Origin of the sequence: Acidovorax sp. Root70 (genome assembly GCF_001428225.1) — a bacterium.
Taxonomy (GTDB): domain Bacteria; phylum Pseudomonadota; class Gammaproteobacteria; order Burkholderiales; family Burkholderiaceae_C; genus Acidovorax.
Map to the genome: position 1 here is coordinate 59,154 of NZ_LMHQ01000010.1, position 20,934 is coordinate 80,087.

The following is a 20,934-nucleotide window of genomic DNA, read 5'->3' on the forward strand; positions in this document are numbered from 1 at the left end:
GGTAGGTAGGAGGTGATCAGAACTAGCGATGGTTCAAGAATAAAAACGCCCGATAGCGCAATGGCTACGGGCGTTATCAGCTGCAAAGGTAATAGCAAAGAGACAAATTACTTGACGTCGCGAATCTTGTCGATGGCAGCCTTGCCGAACTGCTTTTCAAACTCGGCGTTCACAGGGGCCAGTGCCGCCACAAACTTGGCCTTGTCCACGTTGTCGATCACGGTCATGCCCTTGGCGCGCAGGTCGGCCACGCCCTTGGCATCGTCTTCGTCCACGCGTGCACGGTTGGCCTTGGTGCCTTCCTTGGCAGCGTCAATGAAGGCCTGCTTGTCGGCTGCCGAGAGCTTGTCGAACGCTGCCTTGTTCATCACGAAGATGCAGGGCGAATACACGTGGCCGGTGAGTGTCAGGTGCTTTTGCACCTGGTCGAACTTGGCCGAGATGATGACCGACAGAGGGTTCTCCTGGCCGTCCACGGTGCCTTGCTGCAGCGCCGTGAACACTTCAGGGAAGGCCATGGGCGTGGTGATGATGCCAAAGCCTTTGTAGGCGGCAATGTGCACGGGGTTCTCCATCGTGCGCATCTTCAGGCCCTTGAGGTCACCGGGCTCTTTCACGTCGCGCTTGCTGTTGGTCATGTGGCGGAAGCCGTTTTCAGCCCAGGCCAGCGCCTTGAAGCCCTTGGCGTCAAATTTGGACAGCAGGTCCTGGCCGATGGGACCGTCGAGCACGGCGCGGGCGTGTGCCTTGTCGCGGAACAGGAAGGGCACATCCAGGATCTTGGTCTCTGGCACAAAGTTGGGCACCGGGCCGGTGGAGCTGAAGGCCAGTTCTTGTGTACCCAGTTGCACAGCTTCGATTGATTCGCGCTCGCCACCGAGTGCGCCGTTGTAGAAGGTCTGAACCTTGTAGCGGCCGCCGGTGCGCTTTTCCACTTCCTTGGCAAACGTGTCGATGGCGACGCCCTGGTGGGAGTTCTGGGCCGTCGAGATGCTGATGCGCATGGTGGTCTGCGCTGCAGCGGTGGCCACAAAGCCGAGCGCGAGGCTCAGGCCAACGACGAGTTTGGTCAATTGCATGGTGTCTCCTGTTGATGTTGGGCCAGGGCGATTGGCTGCGCGCAAGCCCCTTGCACAGCGGTCCCCGACCTCGGTCAAATTATGGCGGTGCAGCATGACCGCAGGCATCGGGGTTTGTGCTGGTAAGCGTGCTTATCAACGGGGCGGCAAGGGGTTTGGAGTTGCGTAGGTGACACCAAAGGAGGAGGGCTTGCCAGCAGCGCTGACGGATTGCTGGAGCGGCAGTGAACGGCGGACTGCCCATTGGTGCGTTGACTGCTGCGGCGAGTCCCCTGCACCCGTGCCGCAGACGTTGCAATGCCAAGGGCCCCGTGCTGGCGGTAACCAGCCGGGGCCTTGTCAATTTGTGCGCTCCGGTAAGAGCGCCTTGATGGAAGAAGTGTGCACCGGGTGCTGCAGATGAATTTGCTGAATTTGGCGCATTCTATTGGAAATGCAGAATAATTTTCTGCATCTGAATGATTTGCTGAATAATCAGGCCGATGGATCGACTGGATAGAAAAATTCTCGCTGTCTTGCAGGCAAACGCTCGCGCCAGCCTGCAAGAAATAGGGCAGGCCGTGGGCCTGAGCCCGTCACCCTGCTGGGGGCGCATCAAAAAGATGGAAGAGGCGGGTGTCATCCAGGGCTACACGGTGCGCATCAATCCTCAGTCCCTTGACCTGGCCGACACGGTACTGGTGCAGGTCACCCTCGACAGCCATTCGGACAACACGCTCGAAAAGTTTGGCGAGACACTGGCCAGCATTCCCGAAGTGATCGAGGCGCACCTGGTCTCCGGTGACTACGACTACCTGCTGCGCATCGTCGTCAAGGACACCCGCGATTACGAGCGCCTGCTGCGCGAGAAGCTCTACAAGATCAAAGGCATACGGCACAGCCGCTCCAGCTTTGTGCTGCGGACCTTGAAGAAGGCAGACCTGCCCTTGTTCACCGGGTAGGCCGTTCATGTGGCGTGGCAAGACGCCGGAGATTTCTTGCAGATAACTGGCAACGCACTTTTGGCCAGCGCCCCAACTGCGAGCAGTTCTGCGTTGTGACCTTGAAATGCGACGGCACAATCGCTTTTACAGCGCGGTGTCTGCCGGAAAAAGGCGGGTGGATTCCCACACCGCGCACCATCGCAGTGCGCCCGTCTGGGCAATGCGCAGAGCTGTTTGAGTAAAAGCACACCCAGCCCTTCCGAAGAACACCATGAACCTGCGTTTTGTCGAAGCCTTCTACTGGGTAGCCTCTCTCAAGAGCGTGACACGCGCTGCCGAGAAGCTTTTTCTGACCCAGTCCGCCATGTCCAGCCGCATCTCCGCGCTCGAAGAAGAGCTGGGCGTGCTATTGCTGGACCGGCGCGACAAGCATTTCAAACTCACGGTGGCCGGTGCCCGGTTCCTGGTGTATGCCAAGCGCATGCTGGAGCTGCAGCGCCAGCTCAAATCCGAGATGGGATCGGGCGGCCCATTGGAGGTGTCGATCCGGCTGGGGGCCATCGAATCGGTCTTGCACTCATGGCTCATTCCGTGGGTGGAACAGTTGCGCAAGGACAACCCTTTGCTGGAGCTGGAGTTGACGGTAGAGACCACCCCCGTATTGCTCGACCAGATCCGCCGCGGAACGCTGGATGCCGTATTTGCCGCCTTGCCAGCGGCGGCAGATGGCATCCGCAGCCAGGCGGTGACGCCCATGGAGATGGTGTTTGTGGGCAACAGCAAAACGCACCGCAAGCGCCGCTATGCGCTGGAAGACTTTGCAGGCGCTGACATCCTGACTTTCCAGCGTGGCTCGCAGCCGCATGTCTCCCTGCTCGACACGCTGCGCCAGGCCCAGGTGGAGCCGCGTTGCGTGCACACCATCTCGTCGATTTCTGCCATGGTGCAGTTGGTGCAAGGCGGCTTTGGCGTGGCCACGCTGCCGCGCCTGGCAGTGCAGCGTCTGCTGGCATTCCCCGACCTGCGTGCGCTGGCGTGCGACGCGGCGCTGCGGCCGCTGCCCATCCACGTGAGCTACCGCGAAGACCCCTCATCGCCCGCCATGGAGGCCGTGGTGCGTTCGGCGCTGGACTTCATCGAGCAGCAGCAGCCCGCGCCAGCCCGCCGCTCTCGCAAGGGCTGAGCCTCCGTCAAAAACGCCTCGGCGCACTCTGCCGGGCGCGCTCGACACACACCTTTTTTTCCCGGCATTCCAATGGTCCGGCGGTGTCAGGGTTTACCCGTAAATTTTTTCTCAGGGTTTTCCCTTGGCACCAATATGGTTCGCCTCTCCCCAATGGAGTGCATGGAAAAAATCGATGACGTAATAGAAATTTTTTGAATTTGCCAGGGTCGTTAACACCCCAACACAATCTGCCCAACGTCATGCAATTGACATTTCTCAATGCAAGGAAAAACGGTGGACTTCGTTCAAGAAAATTCGCTCGCGGTGTTTGGTCCTGAAGGTGCCAGCAACCCGATCCATGTCCGTGACACTATCCGCAAGGGCCTGTGGACATCGCACACCAGTGGCCTTGCAGATGGCCATGTTCAGGGCAACGTCGTCATCCTGCCCGAGGTGCTTGCCAGTGACTTCCTGCGGTTCTGTCAACGCAACCCCAAGCCTTGCCCTGTGCTGGCGGTCAGCGAGCCCGGACAGTTCACCTTGCCCTCCCTGGGCAAGGGCATCGACATTCGCAGCGATGTGCCGCTCTATCGCATCTGGCGTCACGGTGAAATGTCGGAAGAGGTGGCGGACATCGCCAGCCTCTGGCGCTCTGACTTGGTCACCTTCGTTCTCGGTTGCTCCTTCTCGTTCGAGTCCGCATTGATCGAGGCAGGCATCCGCCTGCGCCACGTTGAGGAAGGCAAGAACGTAGCCATGTTCCGCACCAATGTGCAAACCGAGTCGGCGGGTCCCTTTGGTGGCCCCATGGTAGTGACCATGCGTCCCATGCCTGCAGCAGATGTGATTCGGGCGGTGCAGGTCACCTCGCGGTTTCCCAACGTGCACGGCGCACCGGTGCACATTGGTGACCCGGCTCTCATCGGCATCACCGATCTGTCCCAGCCCGACTATGGCGATGCCGTAGCGCTGATGCCCGGTGAGATCCCTGTTTTCTGGGCCTGCGGCGTGACGCCGCAATCGGCCATCCTCAACGCCCAACCGGCCTTCTGCATCACCCATGCCCCGGGTTGCATGCTGATCACCGATCTTCTCAACCACCAACTCGCCAGCTTCTAAGCGGCTTACCCCAGGAGTCTCCCCATGAAAAAATTTGCACTGTGTATGACGGCTGCCCTCAGCGTGTGTGCGGCCCAGGCCCAGGTCAAGTGGGACCTGCCCACCGGCTACGGCGCCAACAGTTTCCAGACGCAGAACGTGCAGCAGTTTGCCGATGAAGTGGACAAGCTCACCGGCGGCAAACTCAAGATCACCCTGCACCCCGGTGGTTCGCTGTACAAGGCCAACGAAATCAAGCGCGCGGTACAGACCGGGCAGGTGCCTTCGGCCGAATTCATCCTGTCGGGCGCCACCAACGAGAACCCGCTGTTTGGCGTGGACTCCATCCCCTTCCTGGCGACCACCTATGCAGAGTCCAAACGCCTGTACCTGGCCGCCAAGCCCGCGCAAGAGAAGCTGCTCGCCGCCCAGGGCGTGAAGGTGCTGTTCTCGGTGCCATGGCCTGGTCAGTCGCTGTATTCGCTCAAGCCGGTGAGCACGCCCGCAGACTTTGCGGGCACCAAGATGCGCGCTTACAACCCTGCCACCACGCGCATTGCCCAGCTGCTCAAGGCGCAGCCCGTGACGATCCAGCTGTCCGAGCTGGGCCAGGCCCTCGCGACCAACACGGTGCAGAACTTTCTGACGTCGAGCGCCAGCGGCGTGGAGTCCAAGCTGTATGAGCAGGTCAAGTACTTCTACCCCGTCAGCGCGTGGCTGCCGCGCAATGCCACGGTGGTGAACCAGAAGGCCTTTGACGCCCTCGACAAGCCCCTGCAGGACGCCGTGCTCAAAGCCGCAGCTGCCGCCGAAGAACGCGGCTGGGCCACCAGCGAGCGTGTGGACAAGGAGTTCATCAAGGAACTGTCGGCCAAAGGCATGACGGTGGCAGAGCCCAGCGACAGCATCAAGAAGGAGCTGGCGAGCATCGGCGAATCCATGACTGCCGACTGGGTGAAATCGGCCGGTGCCGAGGGGCAGGCCATCATCGACGCCTACCGCAAGAAGTAGTCGCGTCTGAACATGTCTGAAGGCCCCCACGGGGCCGGGTAGCGCACCGCGCGCTACCCCCGCAATTTCATTACCGCTCCCCCCTCTTTTTCAAGCGTTACAGGAGTACGCCATGGACAAGCTCGTCCGAAATTTCTACAGGCTGCTGATGCTGCTGTCCGGCCTGTCGATGCTGGCCGCGTTCGGCGCAGTCACGCTGGGCGTTTTTGCCCGCGAAGTCATCCACCTCAACATCGACGGACTCGACGCCTACGCGGGTTACGCCATTGCCGCTGCCTTGTTCTTTGCGCTGCCCAGCACGCTGCAAAACGGCGATCACATCCGCGTGACGCTCATCCTGGACAGGCTGCCCGCCCGCTGGCGCAGTGCCTTCGAGTGGTTCTGCCTGGTCAGCGCGCTGGTGCTGTCCGTGTACATCGCCTGCTATGCCGTGCGTTCGGTGTGGATCTCCTACATCACCCACGACATCTCGCCCGCGGCCGACGCGTCGCCGCTGTGGATTCCCCAGATCAGCATGGCCATGGGCTGCATTGGTTTTGCGCTGGCGTTTGCCCATGCGCTGGTGTTGCGTTTCCAGGGGACGGCCTTCATGGCGGTGTCCGAAGCAGCACGTTCCGAATAACCCGTTCCAGGAGACTTCATCATGGACGTCATCATCGCTTTGGGTCTGATCGTGGTGCTGTTCGCAGTGCTCGGATCGGGCCTGTGGATCGGCCTGTCACTGCTGGCAGTGGCTTTGGTCGGCATGGAGTTTTTTACCAACCGCCCGGTGGGCGACAGCATGATGCTGACCATCTGGGGGTCTACCTCCAGCTGGACGCTGACGGCTTTGCCGCTGTTTTTGTGGATGGGCGAGATCCTGTTCCGCAGCAAGCTGTCGAGCAGCATGTTCAAGGGCCTGGCGCCCTGGCTGGAGCGCTTGCCCGGCCGCCTGCTGCACGTCAACGTGGTGGGCTGCACCATCTTCGCAGCCATCTCGGGCTCATCGGCCGCCACCTGCTCCACCATCGGCAAGATCACGCTGCCTGAACTCAAGCAGCGCGGCTATCCCGAAGATATCTCCGTGGGCACATTGGCCGGTGCGGGCACGCTCGGACTGCTGATTCCGCCATCGATCATCATGATCGTCTACGGCGTGGCGGCGAACGTGTCGATCTCCAAGCTGTTCCTGGCAGGGGTGATTCCGGGGCTGATGCTGGCTGCGCTGTTCATGGGCTACATCGTGGTGTGGGCCTTGTTCAACAAGGACAAGGTGCCTGCGCCTGACGCCCGTCTCAGCTTTGTGCAAAAGCTGTATGCCTCCCGCCACCTTATTCCCGTCGTGTCGCTCATCGTCGTGGTGCTGGGCGCCATCTACAGCGGCATTGCCACCGCTACCGAAGCTGCGGCGCTGGGTGTGGCCGGGTCGTTGATCCTGGCCAAGATCGAGGGCTCGCTGAACTGGGAGCGTTTCAAGGAAGGGCTGGTCGCTGCCTGCCGCGTGTACTGCATGATCGGCCTCATCCTGGCGGGTGCCGCGTTCCTCACGCTGGCCATGGGCTTCATCGGCCTGCCACGGCACCTGGCCGAGTTCATCGGGGCGCTGCACCTGTCGCCCTTTGCGCTGATGCTGCTGCTCATCGTGTTCTTCATTGTGCTGGGCTGCTTCCTGGACGGCATCTCCATGGTGGTGCTGACCATCGCAGTGCTGCTGCCTACGGTGGAGGCTGCAGGCTTTGACCTGGTGTGGTTCGGCATCTTCATCGTGCTGGTGGTCGAGATGGCGCAGATCACGCCGCCCGTGGGCTTCAACCTCTTTGTGTTGCAGGGCATGACCCGGCGCGAAGTGACCTGGATTGCACGCACGGCGCTGCCTCTGTTCGCTCTGATGATTGTGGCCGTCGTGATGACGTACTTCGTGCCAGATGTCGTGCTCTGGCTGCCCCGCCAGATGCAAGGCTGACCCCCAGCACCCACGCCCGCAACGTCCGCACAGGAGTTCCCCATGAAGACCTTGGTGTTGTTGGCCGCGTTCGCCGTGGCCCCGGTGCTGCACGCCCAGACCCAGTGGAAGCTGGCCACGGGCTACCGCGCGGAGTCGTTTCATACCCGCAATCTCGTGCAGTTTGCGCAAGACGTAGAGCGTGCCTCGGCAGGCGCGCTGCACATCGAGGTCCATGCCAACAACGCCTTGTTCAAGCTGAACGAGATCCCCCAGGCCGTGCAGGAGGGCAAGGCCCAGGCGGGAGAGACCATCATGACCAACCTGGTGCGGGACATCCCCATCGCCGGGGCAGATGCTGTGCCCTTTGTGGTGCGCAGCTATGCCGACGCGCGGCGCATGTGGGACGTGCAGCGGCCGCTGATCGAGTCGCACATGGCCAGTAAGGGGCTCAAGGCGCTGTACGCAGTGCCCTGGCCGCCGCAGGGGCTGTTCTCGATCAACCCCGTGCGCTCGTCCGCCGACTTCAAGGGCACGCGCATGCGCACCTACAACCCTGGCACCGTGCGCATTGCCGAGCTGCTGGGCGCCACGCCCGTGGACGTGCCCATGGTGGAAGTCAACCAGGCTCTGTCGGCGGGCAAGCTCGATTCCATGATCACTTCCGCCCTCACGGGGGTAGAGAACCAGGTCTGGGGCCAGATCAAGCAGTACTACGGCATCAACGCCTGGTTTCCCAAGAACATCGTTTTTGTGAACCAGCAGGCTTTTGATGCACTGCCTGCACCCACACGCCAGGCGGTGACGAAGGCTGCCGCCGAGGCAGAGACGCGCGGCTGGGCCATGAGCGCTGCGGTGGCCGAAGAGTCGGTGGCCGAGCTGCAGCGCAAGGGCATCAAGGTGGATCGTGCGCCAGCAGATTTTGATGCCGAACTCAAGCGCCTGGGCGAGCGGTTCTCGCGCGAGTGGGTGCGCTCGGTGGGCAGCGAGGCCAACCAGATCTTCATCCCGTACTACACGCAGCGCTGACCTTCCCTGCACGCCTTTCAGGAGAAGCACCATGCACACGCCCTCAGACACCATCGAGATGTACCTGCGCGCCAAGGACCTCAATCGTCCGCACCTCATTGCGCAAGCCTTTGCCGGTGGCGCGCTGCTGCAGATGGAAATGCGCCAGGGCGACGGGCAGGCCCCAGCATGCACCCTGGGCCGCGAGGCCATAGCCGAGACCCTGGTGCGCAACTTTGGCCGCGCTTACGAAAACGCCTACACCTTCTGCCTGACCGAGCCTCCAGCCCCGGCCTGCGCCGACTTTCACTGCCTGTGGCTGTCTGCCATGACTGCCAAGGAAAACCGCGCCGTGTGTGTGGCGGGCGGCCAATACCACTGGCGATTTGCCCCCGGCAACCGCCTGGCGCAGGAGCTTCGCATCGTGATCGACACCATGCAGACCCTGCCGCCCGCCGACATCTTGCCCGTGATGGCCTGGGCCGCTTCGCTGGCAAGCCCCTGGTGCCCTGTGGAGCGGGCTCTGGCCACCGCACCCCCCATTCCTGCCGTGTGGCAGGTCATGCAAAGGCTGGCCCCCGCCCACCTTGCCATCGCCTAGCCACACAGCCACCACCTCTTTCCATTTTTTTATCTCGGAGCCACTACACATGACCACCATGACACCCCAAACGCACACCCCACGCTGGCAGTTCTGGATCGACCGGGGCGGCACTTTCACCGACATCGTGGCCAAGCGGCCCGATGGCTCCCTGACCACCCACAAGTTGTTGTCCGAGAACCCCGAGCAGTACAAGGATGCCGCCGTGGCGGGCATCCGCCACCTGCTGGGCCTGAAGCCTGGCGAGCCCGTCACGCCCGCGCTGGTGGAGTGCGTGAAGATGGGCACCACGGTGGCCACCAACGCACTGCTGGAGCGCAAGGGCGAGCCCACGCTGCTGGTCACCACACGCGGCTTTCGCGATGCACTGCGCATCGCTTACCAGAACCGCCCGCGCCTGTTTGACCGCCACATCCAGCTGCCCGAGCTGCTCTACACCGAAGTCATCGAGGCCCGCGAACGCATGGGCGCCCACGGTGGCGTGCTGCAGAACCTGGACGAAGCCACTTTGCGCGGTGACCTGCTGGCCGCCTATGGTTGCGGGCTGCGCAGCGTGGCCATTGTGTTCATGCACGGCTACCGCTACACGCAGCACGAGCAGGCGGCCAAGCGCATCGCCCAGGAAGTGGGCTTCACGCAGATCAGCACCTCGCACGAAACCAGCCCCATGATGAAGTTCGTGAGCCGGGGCGATACCACCGTGGTCGATGCCTACCTGTCGCCCATCCTGCGCCGCTACGTGGAGCAGGTGGCCAGCGAGATGCCGGGCGTCAAGCTGTTCTTCATGCAGTCCTCGGGCGGGCTCACCGATGCGGGCACGTTTCAGGGCAAGGACGCGATCCTGTCCGGCCCTGCAGGCGGCATCGTCGGCATGGCGCGCACGGCGGGCCTGGCGGGGCACGAAAAGGTCATCGGCTTCGACATGGGCGGCACCTCCACCGATGTGAGCCACTACGCCGGGGCCTTCGAGCGCGAGTTCGAAACCCACGTGGCGGGCGTTCGCATGCGCGCTCCCATGATGAGTATCCACACGGTGGCGGCGGGCGGTGGCTCGGTGCTGGCCTACGATGGCGCCCGTTTCCGCGTGGGCCCCGAGAGCGCCGGTGCCAACCCCGGCCCCGTGAGCTATCGCCGTGGCGGCCCCCTGGCTGTGACCGATGCGAACGTGATGGTGGGCAAGGTGCAGCCCCGTTATTTCCCCAGCGTGTTCGGCCCCGCAGCCGACGAAACGCTGGACGCCGACGCAGTGCGCGCCCGGTTTGAAGAGATTGCGACGCAGACCCAGCGTAAGCCCGAAGAAGTGGCCGAAGGTTTCATCCAGATTGCCGTGCAGCAGATGGCCAACGCCATCAAGAAGATCAGCGTGGCGCGCGGCTATGACGTGACGCGCTACACCCTGCAGTGCTTTGGTGGTGCAGGCGGCCAGCACGCTTGCCTGGTGGCCGATGCCCTGGGCATGTCGCGCGTGTTCGTGCACCCCTTGGCTGGTGTGCTCAGCGCCTACGGCATGGGCCTGGCCGACCAGACCGTGATCCGCGAGCAGGCGGTGGAGATGCCGCTGGCGGCTGAATCTCTGCCCTTGATCGCCGAGCGCCTGGATACGCTGGGCGCTGCCGCGCAGGCCGAGCTGGAGCGCCAGCAGGTCAGCACCAACCCCGTGCAGGTGCGCCATAACGTGCATGTGCGCTATGAGGGCACGGATTCGGCCCTGGTCGTGCCGTTTGGCGACATGGCCAGCATCCAGGCAGCCTTTGAGGCCGCCTACCGCCAGCGCTTTGCCTTCCTCATGGCCGGCAAGGGCCTGGTGGTGGAGGCCGTGTCGGTCGAAGCCATGATTGCCGGTGACGCCCCTGCCGAGCCGCGCCTGCCCGTGCACCCACACCGCAAGCACCCGCAGCGCGAGGTGGTCCAGATGTACTCGGGCGGCGCCTGGCACGACGCGGCCCTGGTGGTGCGCGAGGACCTGCACCCCGGCGACGTGATCCCCGGCCCGGCCATCATTGCCGAGAAGAACACCACCACCGTGGTGGAGCCCGGCTGGTCTGCGCGCCTGACCGACCTGGACCACCTGGTGCTGGACCGCGTCACCGCCCGCAAGGTGCAGTACGCCGCAGGCACCACGGTGGACCCGGTGCTGCTGGAGGTGTTCAACAACCTGTTCATGAACATTGCCGAGCAGATGGGGCTGCAACTGCAGAACACGGCGTACTCGGTCAACATCAAGGAGCGTCTGGACTTCAGCTGCGCGTTATTCGACGCGGCCGGCAACCTGATCGCCAACGCACCCCACATGCCCGTGCACCTGGGGTCCATGGGCGAGAGCATCAAGACCGTGATCCGCGAGAACGCGGGCAAGATGCACCCGGGCGACGTGTACATGCTCAACGACCCGTACCACGGGGGCACCCACCTGCCGGATGTGACGGTGATCACCCCGGTGTACGTGGCCGAGGGCAACGAGCCCACGTTTTATGTGGGCAGCCGGGGCCACCACGCGGATATTGGCGGCACCACACCGGGCTCCATGCCCCCGTTCTCCACGCGCATCGATGAAGAAGGCGTGCAGATCAACAACGTGAAGCTGGTGGACCGGGGCATCTTTCTGGAAGAGGAAGTGCGCACCCTGCTGGCCACGGGCGGCGGCACCACGCCATACCCCAGCCGCAACCCTCAGCAGAACCTGGCCGACCTGCGCGCACAAATCGCGGCGAACGAAAAGGGCGTGCAAGAACTGTCGAAGATGGTGGACCAGTTTGGTCTGGATGTCGTGCAGGCCTACATGCGCCACGTGCAGGACAACGCCGAAGAGTCGGTGCGCCGTGTGATCACGCAGCTCAAGGACGGCAGTTTCACCCTGCCGCTGGACAACGGCGCGCAGATCAGCGTGTCGGTCAAGGTCAATGTGGCCGAGCGCAGCGCGGTCATCGACTTTGCAGGCACCAGCCCGCAGCAGATGAACAACTTCAACGCCCCGCGTGCCGTGTGCATGGCGGCCGTGCTGTATGTGTTCCGCACGCTGGTGGACGACGACATCCCGCTCAACGCCGGCTGCCTCAAGCCCCTGCAGGTCATCATTCCGCAAGGCTCCATGCTCAACCCCAACCCGCCGGCCTCGGTGGTGGCGGGCAACGTGGAGACCTCCACTTGCATCACCAACGCGCTGTTTGGCGCCTTGGGCGTGATGGCGGGCAGCCAGCCCACCATGAACAACTTCACCTTCGGCAATGCGCAGTACCAGTACTACGAAACCATTGCCGGTGGCAGCGGTGCGGGTGCGGTGCTGGACGCCACAGGCCGGGCGGTGCGCGGCTTTGACGGCACCAGCGTGGTCCAGACCCACATGACCAACTCGCGCCTGACAGACCCGGAGGTGCTGGAGTTCCGCTTCCCGGTGGTGCTCGACAGCTACGAGATCAAGCGCGGCTCGGGCGGTGCAGGCCGCTGGGCGGGCGGGGACGGTGGCGTGCGGCGCGTGCGTTTCCTGGAGGCGATGACGGCCAGCATCCTGTCCAACGGGCGACTGAACCCCGCCTTTGGCATGGCGGGCGGCCAGCCCGGCAAGCCCGGTGCCAACCGCGTGCTGCGTGCCAACGGCCAGGTGGAGGAACTGGGCCACATCGGCGCGGCGCTGATGGAGCCGGGCGATGTGTTCGAGATCGCCACCCCCGGCGGTGGCGGCTTTGGCGAATGTGTCACGTCCTGACGTGATGGATTGCTGACCCCCGGTGGGGTCGGCGCTGTGTGCTGCGAACCTGCGGGGGCGCACGGTGCACGTCGCTGGCCCCGCCGGATTTCACCCCCGCACGGTGCGGGAAATGAAACAGGAGAACGCTCATGAACTATTTGCCCGCCACTTCCGGGGCGCCTGGCGGCGCCGCCTTCTCCACCGCACCGGCCGGCGCGGAGTTCAGCCGTGCGGCGCCAGACGCTGCCGCCCAGAGCCCAGCACCTGCCCGGCGCCGCCGGACTCTGAGCGTGGGCCAGAAGCTGGCGGCCAGCTTTGGCATCCTGGGCTTTGCGGTGGCGCTGCTGGGTGCCACCACCTGGCTCACAGGGCAGGACACGAGCCGCCAGGCCACGTTGCTGACCACGGAGCAACTGCCCATCGAACGCACCGTGCGTGACTGGAAAACCCAGTCGGTCTATATCGGCCAGATTGCGTTGCGCGCCACGATGTCGTCCGATGTGTTCCCCCTGGTGGCCGAAATGCGCAACCAGATCGCCGCCGAAGACGCCATGCGCAAGCGCATTGATGAAGCGCTGACCAAGGCGTCTTCCAGCGAGAGCGCGAGGCCCCTGTGGGCTCAGGCCCAGGCCGAGCGCCAGAAATACGCCGTGCTGCGGGACGCGCTGGTGCAGAACGCACTGGAAGCCAAGATCATCAGCCAGAAGGAGCTGCAGGAGCACGCCGCCGCGTTGACCCAATACCTGCGGTCCATCGACCAGTTGCTCGCGGCGTCGGAGCAGTCCTCCCTGAAGGCGGGCGACAGCATGATTGCCGACGCGTCCCGTGCGCAATGGATCAGCGCCGTGGCGGTGCTGGTGGTGGTGGCGCTGTCGGCGCTGTTTGGCTGGCTGCTGCGGCGCTCCATCGTGTTGCCATTGCGCCAGGCGTCCGAGGCGGCCGCTGTGGTGGCGCAGGGCGACCTCACGGTGCGCATGCCAACCCAGCGCACCGACGAGATCGGCCAGCTGCTCACTGCGCTGGACAAGATGGTCGAGTCACTGCACTACGTGGTGACCGAGGTGCGTGACTCGGGCGAATCCATCCATGTGGCCAGCTCCGAAGTGGCCGCAGGCAACACCGACCTGAGCATGCGCACCGAGCACGCGGCCAGCAACCTGCAGCAGACGGCGGCCAGCATTGCCCAGCTGGCGCAGATGGTGGCCGCCAATGCCGACAGCACGCGCCAGGCCAACGCGCTGGCGCTCAACGCCACCGAGGTGGCCAGCAAGGGGGGCGAAGTGGTCAACCAGGTGGTCAAGACCATGGAGGAGATCAATGCCAGCAGCAAGAAGATCGCCGACATCGTGGGCATCATCGACGGCATTGCGTTCCAGACCAACATCCTCGCGCTCAATGCGGCCGTGGAGGCGGCCCGTGCGGGCGAGCAGGGGCGCGGCTTTGCCGTGGTGGCCAGCGAGGTGCGGGGCCTGGCCGGGCGCAGTGCCAATGCGGCGCGCGAGATCAAGGCACTGATCTCCACCAGCGTGGACAAGGTGAGTGACGGCGCCCGGCTGGTGGTCACCGCGGGCTCCACGATGGGCGACATCGTGCAAAGCGTGGAGCGTGTGACCACGCTGATGTCCGAGATCAACGAGGCCAGCAGCGAGCAGAGCACGCAGATCGGCCAAGTGAGCCAGGCGGTGGACCAGCTCGACCACATGACGCAGCAGAACGCCGCGCTGGTGGAGCAGGGCGCCGCAGCGGCCCAGAGCCTCAAGGACCAGGCCAACCGGCTGGCGGGTGCGATGGGGCAGTTTCAGCTCACACGCGCAGCTGCGTGAGGGGTATTGCGCTGCAGATCGGACTGATTTCCATAAAAAAGGGCCTGCAGTGCAGGCCCTTCAAGCGCAAGGTGCTATGAATTTTGACGGTGCTTACATGCCCGCGTAGTTCGGGCCACCGCCGCCTTCCGGCGTGACCCACACGATGTTCTGCGTGGGGTCCTTGATGTCGCAGGTCTTGCAGTGCACGCAGTTTTGCGCGTTGATCTGCAGGCGCTGGGCATCGCCGCCTTTGGTGGTGTCGGGCACAAACTCGTACACACCCGCCGGGCAGTAGCGCGCCTCGGGGCCGGCGTACTTGGCCAGGTTGATGTTGACCGGCACGCTCGGGTCCTTGAGCGTGAGGTGGGCGGGCTGGTTCTCTTCGTGGTTGGTGTTGCTGATGAACACGCTGGAGAGGCGGTCGAAGGTCAGCTTGCCATCGGGCTTGGGGTAGACGATGGGCTTGCACTCTGCTGCGGGCTTCAGGTACGCGTGGTCGGGCTTGTCGCGGTGCAGCGTCCAGGGGATGTGGCCGCGCAGCACGAACTGCTCAAAGCCGTTCATCAGCGTGGCCGTGGTCAGGCCGTACTTGAACCAGTTCTTGAAGTTGCGGTCCTTGTTCAGCTCGGTGTGCAGCCAGCTCTTTTCGAAGGCTTCGGGGTAGGCGGTCAGCTCGTCGTGCTGGCGGCCTGCCACCACGGCGTCATAAGCGGCTTCGGCGGCCAGCATGCCGGTCTTGATGGCGGCGTGGCTGCCCTTGATGCGGCCCACGTTCAGGTAGCCCGCGTTACAGCCCACCAGTGCGCCGCCCGGGAACACCGTCTTGGGCAAAGCGTTGATGCCGCTGGCGTTGATGGCACGTGCGCCGTAGGACAGGCGCTTGGCCGTGATCTCGCCCTTTTCGTTTTCGAAGTAGTAGCGGACGTTGGGGTGCGTCTTCCAGCGCTGGAATTCTTCGAACGGGCTCAGGTAGGGGTTGGCATAACCCAGGCCGGTGACGAAGCCCAGGGCCACCTTGTTGCCCTCCAGGTGGTACAGGAAGGCGCCGCCGTAGGTGTCGTTCTCCATGGGCCAGCCGGCGGTGTGCATCACAAAACCGGGCTGGTGCTTCTTGGGGTCAATCTCCCACAGCTCCTTCACGCCGATGCCGAAGCTTTGCGGGTCGCGGTCCTTGTCGAGGTGGAACTTGGCAATCAGCTGTTTGCCCAGGTGGCCGCGTGCGCCTTCGGCAAACACGGTGTACTTGCCCAGCAGCTCCATGCCGAGCTGGAAGTTCTCGGTGGGCTCGCCGTCCTTGCCGATACCCATATTGCCGGTGGCCACGCCCTTGACGGAGCCGTTGTCGTTGTAGAGGACTTCTGCAGCCGTGAAGCCGGGGAAGATTTCCACGCCCAGGGCTTCGGCCTGTTCGCCCAGCCACTTGGTCAGGTTGCCCAGGCTGATGATGTAGTTGCCGTGGTTGTGCGCAAACGGTGGCAGGAACATGTTGGGCACACGAAAGCCCGACTTTTCGCTGAGGAAGATGTAGGCGTCGTCGGTGACGGGCTGGTTCAGCGGAGCGCCGCGCTTTTTCCAGTCGGGGATCAGCTCCGTCAGGGCCTTGGGGTCCATGATGGCGCCCGACAGGATGTGCGCACCGGGTTCGGAGCCTTTTTCGAGCACCACCACCGAGACGTCCTGGCCTTTTTCGGCCGCCAGTTGCTTCAGGCGGATCGCAGTGGCAAGGCCGCCAGGGCCGCCGCCAACGACCACCACGTCGTATTCCATGGATTCGCGGGGGCCGTATTGGGCGAGGATTTCTTCGTTGGTCATGGGCTTCTCGTCGGGCGTTTGATAATGGATTATTTTCTACAGAGCGCCGACCGCGCCCTGTCTGTCTGGCGACTGATTGTATTCACGGAATATAGACAATCGAACGACCGTTCTATTTTGATCAGTAGGGAGACTCTAAATGGCATACAGCATCGACTTGTCCGGCCGCGTGGCCTTCATCACGGGCGCCTCCAGCGGGCTGGGCGCGCAGTTTGCCCGCACGCTGGCCCGCGCGGGCGCAGGGGTGGTGCTGGCCAGCCGCCGGGTGGAAAAACTCAAGGAGCTGCGCGCGCGCATCGAAGGCGAGGGCGGTGACGCCCATGTGATCGAGCTGGACGTGACCGACCACGACTCCATCAAGTCCGCCGTGGCCCACGCCGAGACCGAAATGGGGTCGATTGACATTCTGGTGAATAACTCGGGCGTGAGCACCACCCAGCGCATCCAGGACGTGACGCCCGAGGACTACGACTTCATCTTTGACACCAACGTGAAGGGCGCCTTTTTTGTGGCGCAAGAGGTGGGCAAACGCATGCTGGCCCGCTCGCGCGGCGCAGCGCCGGGCAGCTTCACGGGCGGACGCATCATCAATATCGCGTCCATGGCGGGCCTGAAGGTGCTGCCGCAGATCGGCGCCTATTGCATGAGCAAGGCCGCCGTGGTGCAGATGACCAAGGCCATGGCCTTGGAGTGGGGCCGGTTCGGCATCAACGTGAATGCGATCTGCCCCGGCTACATCGATACCGAGATCAACCACCACCACTGGCAGACCGAGCAGGGCAAGAAGCTCATGGACATGCTGCCCCGCAAGCGCGTGGGCCAGCCGCAGGACCTGGATGCGCTGCTGGTGATGTTGGCCAGCGACCAGAGCCATTTTGTGAACGGCGCGGTGATTGCTGCCGACGACGGCTTCGCGGTCTGATCCTCGGGGCGTGGGCGGCTATGAAGATAGAAATCCCTGAGGTCAAGAAGCTGGTCTTCGAGATGCGGTTCCCGGTGCGCTGGGGCGACATGGATGCGATGGGCCATGTCAACAACACCGTGTACTTTCGCTACCTGGAAACCGCACGCATCGAGTGGATGGTGTCGGTGGGCTGCAACCCCGACCCGCGCGGCCAGGGACCGGTCATCGTCAATGCGTTCTGCAACTTCTACAAGCAACTCGAATACCCGGCCGACGTGCTGCTCAAGCTCTACGTGAGCGACCCGGGCCGCACCACGTTCGAAACCTGGGGCACGATGGAGCGGGTGGACCAGCCGGGTGTTGTCTGTGCGGCCGGCGGGGCCACGATCATCTGGGTGGACTTTCCGCAGCAGAAGGCGGCGCCGCTGCCGGACTGGATGCGCGCACTGGTCAGTTGATGCATGGACCGCAGCGGCGAGGCGGTTACGGTGGAGGCAGGGCAACGCAGTGCGCTTGTGGCATGCCATGCGCCTCCGAGGCGCCGAGCAGCAACAGGCGCTGCAGCTCCGGCAGATAGCGGATGGCGGTCTGCGGTGCGCTGTAGCCGTTGGTGTTGTTCAGGCGCTCCTGCATGCGCAACACAAGACGGCTGGGCAGGTGCTCGATGCTGAGCGTGCGAACGCCCGTGTAGAACGTGGTGTCGATGGTGCCTTCGGTGCCAAAGAAGCCGCCGCCCACCCGCGCGGCGCGGCGCCGACCCTCGAAGACCGTGGTGATGCGCAGTGCTCCGTCTCGGCTGGTACAGCTGCCCTCGAAGGCTGCCGCGCACTCCATAGGCAGCGGGTTCTGCTGCACCGGCACTGCCTGCACGGAAGGGGTGTGCAGAAGTGCGGTGGGTACCTGCTCTAGGCGCGCGCAATCGGTGGCGGGCACTACTTTCCAGGCGGTAGCACCCGGCGAGTCGGGGATTTGCAGGCGCGAGCCCGCAACCCCTGCGCCCAGGTAGTAGGCGCGCGCGGCCCCGGTGCCGGATTCTTCTCGGAAGAGCGAGGCAGACAGCAACGGCGACAGTGCACCGGGGGGTACGGCCACGGGCAATGCGTAAACGGGCAGTGTTCCCTCTGGGGGGCCAAACCCTGCCGCCTGTACGGCAGGGGCGGCCAGTGCCCAGAGCAGGATCGTCGTTGCGGCGCGCAAGGCCATCATCAGGCCCCAGGTTTGGCCTTGGGCACGCGGCCCATCAGATAAAACTCGGGATTGGGCTGCATGCCCGCAAAGCTGGCCATGCGGTTGGACAGGCCGAAGAATGCCGTGATGGCTGCGATGTCCCAGATGTCTTCATCATCGAAACCATGGGGGTGCAGTGCCTCGAGGTCCGCGTCGTCGATCTCGTGGGCGTGCTGGCACACCTTCATCGCAAAGTCGAGCATGGCGCGTTCGCGCGGGCTGATGTCGGCCTTGCGGTAGTTCACTGCCACCTGGTCGGCAATGAGCGGCTTCTTTTCGTAGATGCGCAGGATCGCGCCGTGCGCCACCACGCAGTACAGGCACTGGTTGGCGGCGCTGGTGGTGGTGACGATCATTTCACGCTCGCCCTTGGTCAGGCTGCCTTCTTCCTTGAGCATGAGCGCGTCGTGGTAGGCGAAGAAGGCGCGCCATTCGGCCGGGCGGCGCGCAAAGGCCAGGAACACGTTGGGGATGAAACCGGCCTTCTCCTGCACTTCCAGAATTCGCGCGCGGATGTCTTCGGGCAAGGTGTTCAGGTCGGGGAAGGGGTAGCGGTTCACGTGATCTCCTTTGCTGTGTTGTGTGTGCAGTATCAGCGATCCTCGCGAGCCGAGGCCCCGCGCAGGGGCGGTCCCGCCATGGAGGGGAAGCGCGAAGCGACGCCGCGGAGCTGACTTCAAGGATGCCACTGGGTGGCGCGCACCGGGGTGTGGGCAGGCGCAGCCGAACTGCCAGCCAGCGCATACGACAACTGCGTGGCCGCGGCCATCACGGTCTGGGCCAGGGACTCCAGCTTTTCAGCCGGCAGGCGCGAGGCGGGGCCCGAAATGCACACCGATCCCATCAGGCGCCAGTGCATGCCAAACACTGGGGCGGACACCGTGGCCACGCCTTGTTCGCGCTCGCCGATGGACCAGTGGTAGCCCTTCTTTCGGATTTCTTCGTAGGCCTTGCCTGGCTCTCCCGAGAACGCCAGGATCACGCGTCCCGGCGAGCCCTTGTCCAGCGGCAAGCCTTCGCCCATGCGCGCGTGGTGGCGCAAGGCCTGCGGGCCTTCCACGCGCACCAGGCAGGTCCGTACATTGCCCTCGCGCACATAGAAAGCCGCGCTTTCGCCGGTGGCGTGCGTCAGCTCGCGCAGCGCCGGCTCCAGCACGTTCTGCACATCAAAGCCCGCCTGATAGCGCGCGCCCAGCCAGCCCGCAGCGGGGCCCAGACGCCAGTCGCCGTCTTCGCGCTGCACCATGAAGCCCGATTGCGCGAGCGTGCGCGCCAGGCGCAGCACGGTGGTCTTGTGCAGGGCGCAGCGGCGGCTCAGTTCGGCCAGGGGCAGGCTCGATTCGCCCAATGCAAAGGCCTCCAGCACCTGCAGTGCGCGCGTGACAGCGATGACGCCGCTGGCGTCTTTGGTCGCTGCGTCTGCGCTCACATCTGCAGCAGGGGCGGCGGCGACAGCAGGCGTGTGGGCCTTGCGCGGGGCTGGGCGCGCAGACGGGGGCCGTGGTGGCGGTGGGGCAGGCGGGTTGCTCATGACGGAATTAGTTTCATTGTGTGCAACTGCATTGTATGGGTTGAAACGCCTGCGTACAGTCGCACCCACGGCGCCGGACCTGGGCAGGTTCTGCAGACCGGTGTGACAAACCACCAAATAACGGAGACAAATCCATGCCTGCTTTTTCATCGCTTTCTCGTGCAGTCGGCGCGCACCTGTGCGCCACCCTGGTCGGCCTTGGCGCCCTGGCTGCGCCTGCGGGCGTTGCCCTCGCGCAGGCCTACCCGAACAAACCTATCCGCCTGATCGTGCCGTTCCCTCCGGGCGGCGGCACGGACATGATCGCGCGCACCCTGGCGCAAAAGCTTACCGACCAGAACAAGTGGAACGTGATCGTGGACAACCGCCCTGGCGCGGGTGGCAATCTGGGTGTGGACGCCACAGCCAAGTCGCCGGCTGACGGCTACACCCTGGTCATGGGCCAGACCAGCAACCTGGCCATCAACCCCACGCTGTATCCCAAGCTCCCCTACGACCCGCTGAAGGACCTGGTGGCCGTGGCGCTGGTGTCGTCCTCGCCCATCGTGATGGCAGCACCCGCCAATTCGCGCTTCAAGACCTTTGCCGATGTGGTGGCTGCCTCCAAGGGCAAGCCCGATGCGCTCACCCTGGGCTATTCGGGCAACGGCACCGTGGCCCACTTGGCGGGCGAGCTGGCCGAGAACGCTGCGGGCATCCAGTTGCGTCATATCCCCTACAAGGGCGCGGCCCAGGCCATGACGGACCTGGTGGGCGGGCAGATCGACCTGTACATGTCGTCGGTGCCCACGCTGCTGGGCCAGGTGCGCAACGGCAAACTCAAGGTGCTGGCCATCACCTCGGCCAAACGTTCGTCGCAGCTGCCCGATGTGCCTACGTTGGCGGAGTCGGGGTACAAAGGCTTCGAGGCCGTGACCTGGTTTGGCATCCTGGCGCCCGCCGGCACGCCCGCCCCCATCGTGGCGCAGCTCAACAAGGCCATCAATGCGGCCCTGCAGCAACCCGACGTGGCCGACAGGCTGCGCTCCGAGGGCGGCGACGTGCTGGGCGGCACGGCCGAGCAGTTCAGCCAGCTGCTGCGCGCCGAAGTGCCGCGCTGGGGCAAGATCGTCAAGGATTCGGGCGCCAGCCTGGACTGACTGACGCGGCCGCCAGTTACCACCG

18 protein-coding genes are annotated in these 20,934 nt (G+C 64.2%); 13 read left to right on the forward strand and 5 right to left on the reverse strand.

The features are described 5' to 3' along the window. Positions 1–107: 107 nt before the first annotated feature. The gene (locus ASD94_RS07075; RefSeq protein WP_056067699.1) at positions 108–1,079 is read right to left on the reverse strand and encodes a TRAP transporter substrate-binding protein; all 972 of its coding nucleotides are present in this window, start codon (positions 1,077–1,079) and stop codon (positions 108–110) included. A gap of 482 nt (positions 1,080–1,561) precedes the next feature. Here ASD94_RS07075 and ASD94_RS07080 point away from each other — a divergent pair, with 482 nt between their 5' ends. The 10 genes from ASD94_RS07080 (at position 1,562) to ASD94_RS07125 (ending at position 14,314) form a co-directional block, all read left to right on the forward strand. Continuing rightward, positions 1,562–2,020 (forward strand): Lrp/AsnC family transcriptional regulator, encoded by a 459-nt coding sequence (locus ASD94_RS07080; RefSeq protein WP_056067700.1) that lies wholly within the window; start codon positions 1,562–1,564, stop codon positions 2,018–2,020. Between the two features lie 253 nt (positions 2,021–2,273). Further along, positions 2,274–3,185: a LysR family transcriptional regulator gene (locus tag ASD94_RS07085; protein WP_056640567.1), complete on the forward strand. Its 912-nt coding sequence runs from the start codon at positions 2,274–2,276 to the stop codon at positions 3,183–3,185. 306 nt (positions 3,186–3,491) lie between these two features. Further along, a complete protein-coding gene (locus ASD94_RS07090) occupies positions 3,492–4,286 on the forward strand; it encodes a putative hydro-lyase (protein WP_056640653.1) in 795 nt (264 codons plus the stop codon). Between the two features lie 24 nt (positions 4,287–4,310). Further along, positions 4,311–5,276, forward strand: coding sequence for a TRAP transporter substrate-binding protein (locus ASD94_RS07095; protein ID WP_056640576.1), 966 nt, complete (start codon positions 4,311–4,313; stop codon positions 5,274–5,276). Between the two features lie 112 nt (positions 5,277–5,388). Continuing rightward, complete coding sequence (locus ASD94_RS07100) at positions 5,389–5,898, forward strand: TRAP transporter small permease (protein ID WP_056640579.1); 510 nt, start codon at positions 5,389–5,391, stop codon at positions 5,896–5,898. Positions 5,899–5,919: 21 nt separating this feature from the next. After that, positions 5,920–7,218: a TRAP transporter large permease gene (locus ASD94_RS07105; protein ID WP_199226377.1), complete on the forward strand. Its 1,299-nt coding sequence runs from the start codon at positions 5,920–5,922 to the stop codon at positions 7,216–7,218. Between the two features lie 42 nt (positions 7,219–7,260). Beyond that, positions 7,261–8,226 (forward strand): TRAP transporter substrate-binding protein, encoded by a 966-nt coding sequence (locus ASD94_RS07110; RefSeq protein ID WP_056640583.1) that lies wholly within the window; start codon positions 7,261–7,263, stop codon positions 8,224–8,226. 31 nt (positions 8,227–8,257) lie between these two features. After that, positions 8,258–8,806, forward strand: a complete 549-nt coding sequence (locus ASD94_RS07115; RefSeq protein ID WP_056640584.1) for a hypothetical protein — start codon at positions 8,258–8,260, stop codon at positions 8,804–8,806. 49 nt (positions 8,807–8,855) lie between these two features. Continuing rightward, a complete protein-coding gene (locus ASD94_RS07120) occupies positions 8,856–12,509 on the forward strand; it encodes a hydantoinase B/oxoprolinase family protein (protein ID WP_199226374.1) in 3,654 nt (1,217 codons plus the stop codon). Between the two features lie 131 nt (positions 12,510–12,640). Beyond that, positions 12,641–14,314 carry a methyl-accepting chemotaxis protein gene (locus ASD94_RS07125; RefSeq protein WP_056640585.1) on the forward strand — a complete coding sequence of 558 codons (1,674 nt, stop codon included), beginning with the start codon at positions 12,641–12,643 and terminating at the stop codon, positions 14,312–14,314. A 93-nt stretch (positions 14,315–14,407) separates the two neighbouring features. Here the strand turns inward: ASD94_RS07125 and ASD94_RS07130 are convergent, their stop codons facing one another. Continuing rightward, a complete protein-coding gene (locus ASD94_RS07130) occupies positions 14,408–16,108 on the reverse strand; it encodes an electron transfer flavoprotein-ubiquinone oxidoreductase (protein ID WP_056640588.1) in 1,701 nt (566 codons plus the stop codon). A gap of 139 nt (positions 16,109–16,247) precedes the next feature. On the opposite strand from ASD94_RS07130, the gene ASD94_RS07135 reads away from it, so the two are divergent. Together ASD94_RS07135 and ASD94_RS07140 are read left to right on the forward strand one after the other, a co-directional pair. After that, a complete protein-coding gene (locus tag ASD94_RS07135; protein ID WP_056640592.1) occupies positions 16,248–17,030 on the forward strand; it encodes an SDR family oxidoreductase in 783 nt (260 codons plus the stop codon). A gap of 20 nt (positions 17,031–17,050) precedes the next feature. Next, a complete protein-coding gene (locus ASD94_RS07140; protein ID WP_056640595.1) occupies positions 17,051–17,470 on the forward strand; it encodes a thioesterase family protein in 420 nt (139 codons plus the stop codon). A gap of 25 nt (positions 17,471–17,495) precedes the next feature. Here ASD94_RS07140 and ASD94_RS07145 read toward each other — a convergent pair whose 3' ends face one another. The 3 genes from ASD94_RS07145 to ASD94_RS07155 form a co-directional block, all read right to left on the reverse strand. Further along, positions 17,496–18,215 (reverse strand): hypothetical protein, encoded by a 720-nt coding sequence (locus ASD94_RS07145; RefSeq protein ID WP_233247197.1) that lies wholly within the window; start codon positions 18,213–18,215, stop codon positions 17,496–17,498. 2 nt (positions 18,216–18,217) lie between these two features. Further along, entirely contained in the window at positions 18,218–18,799 is a 582-nt protein-coding gene (locus ASD94_RS07150; RefSeq protein WP_056640596.1) for a peroxidase-related enzyme, read from the reverse strand. Positions 18,800–18,915: 116 nt separating this feature from the next. Continuing rightward, positions 18,916–19,770, reverse strand: a complete 855-nt coding sequence (locus tag ASD94_RS07155) for an IclR family transcriptional regulator (protein WP_233247196.1) — start codon at positions 19,768–19,770, stop codon at positions 18,916–18,918. Between the two features lie 134 nt (positions 19,771–19,904). Between ASD94_RS07155 and ASD94_RS07160 the strand changes: the two genes are divergently transcribed. Then, positions 19,905–20,909, forward strand: coding sequence for a tripartite tricarboxylate transporter substrate binding protein (locus ASD94_RS07160; protein ID WP_056640604.1), 1,005 nt, complete (start codon positions 19,905–19,907; stop codon positions 20,907–20,909). Positions 20,910–20,934 lie beyond the last annotated feature (25 nt).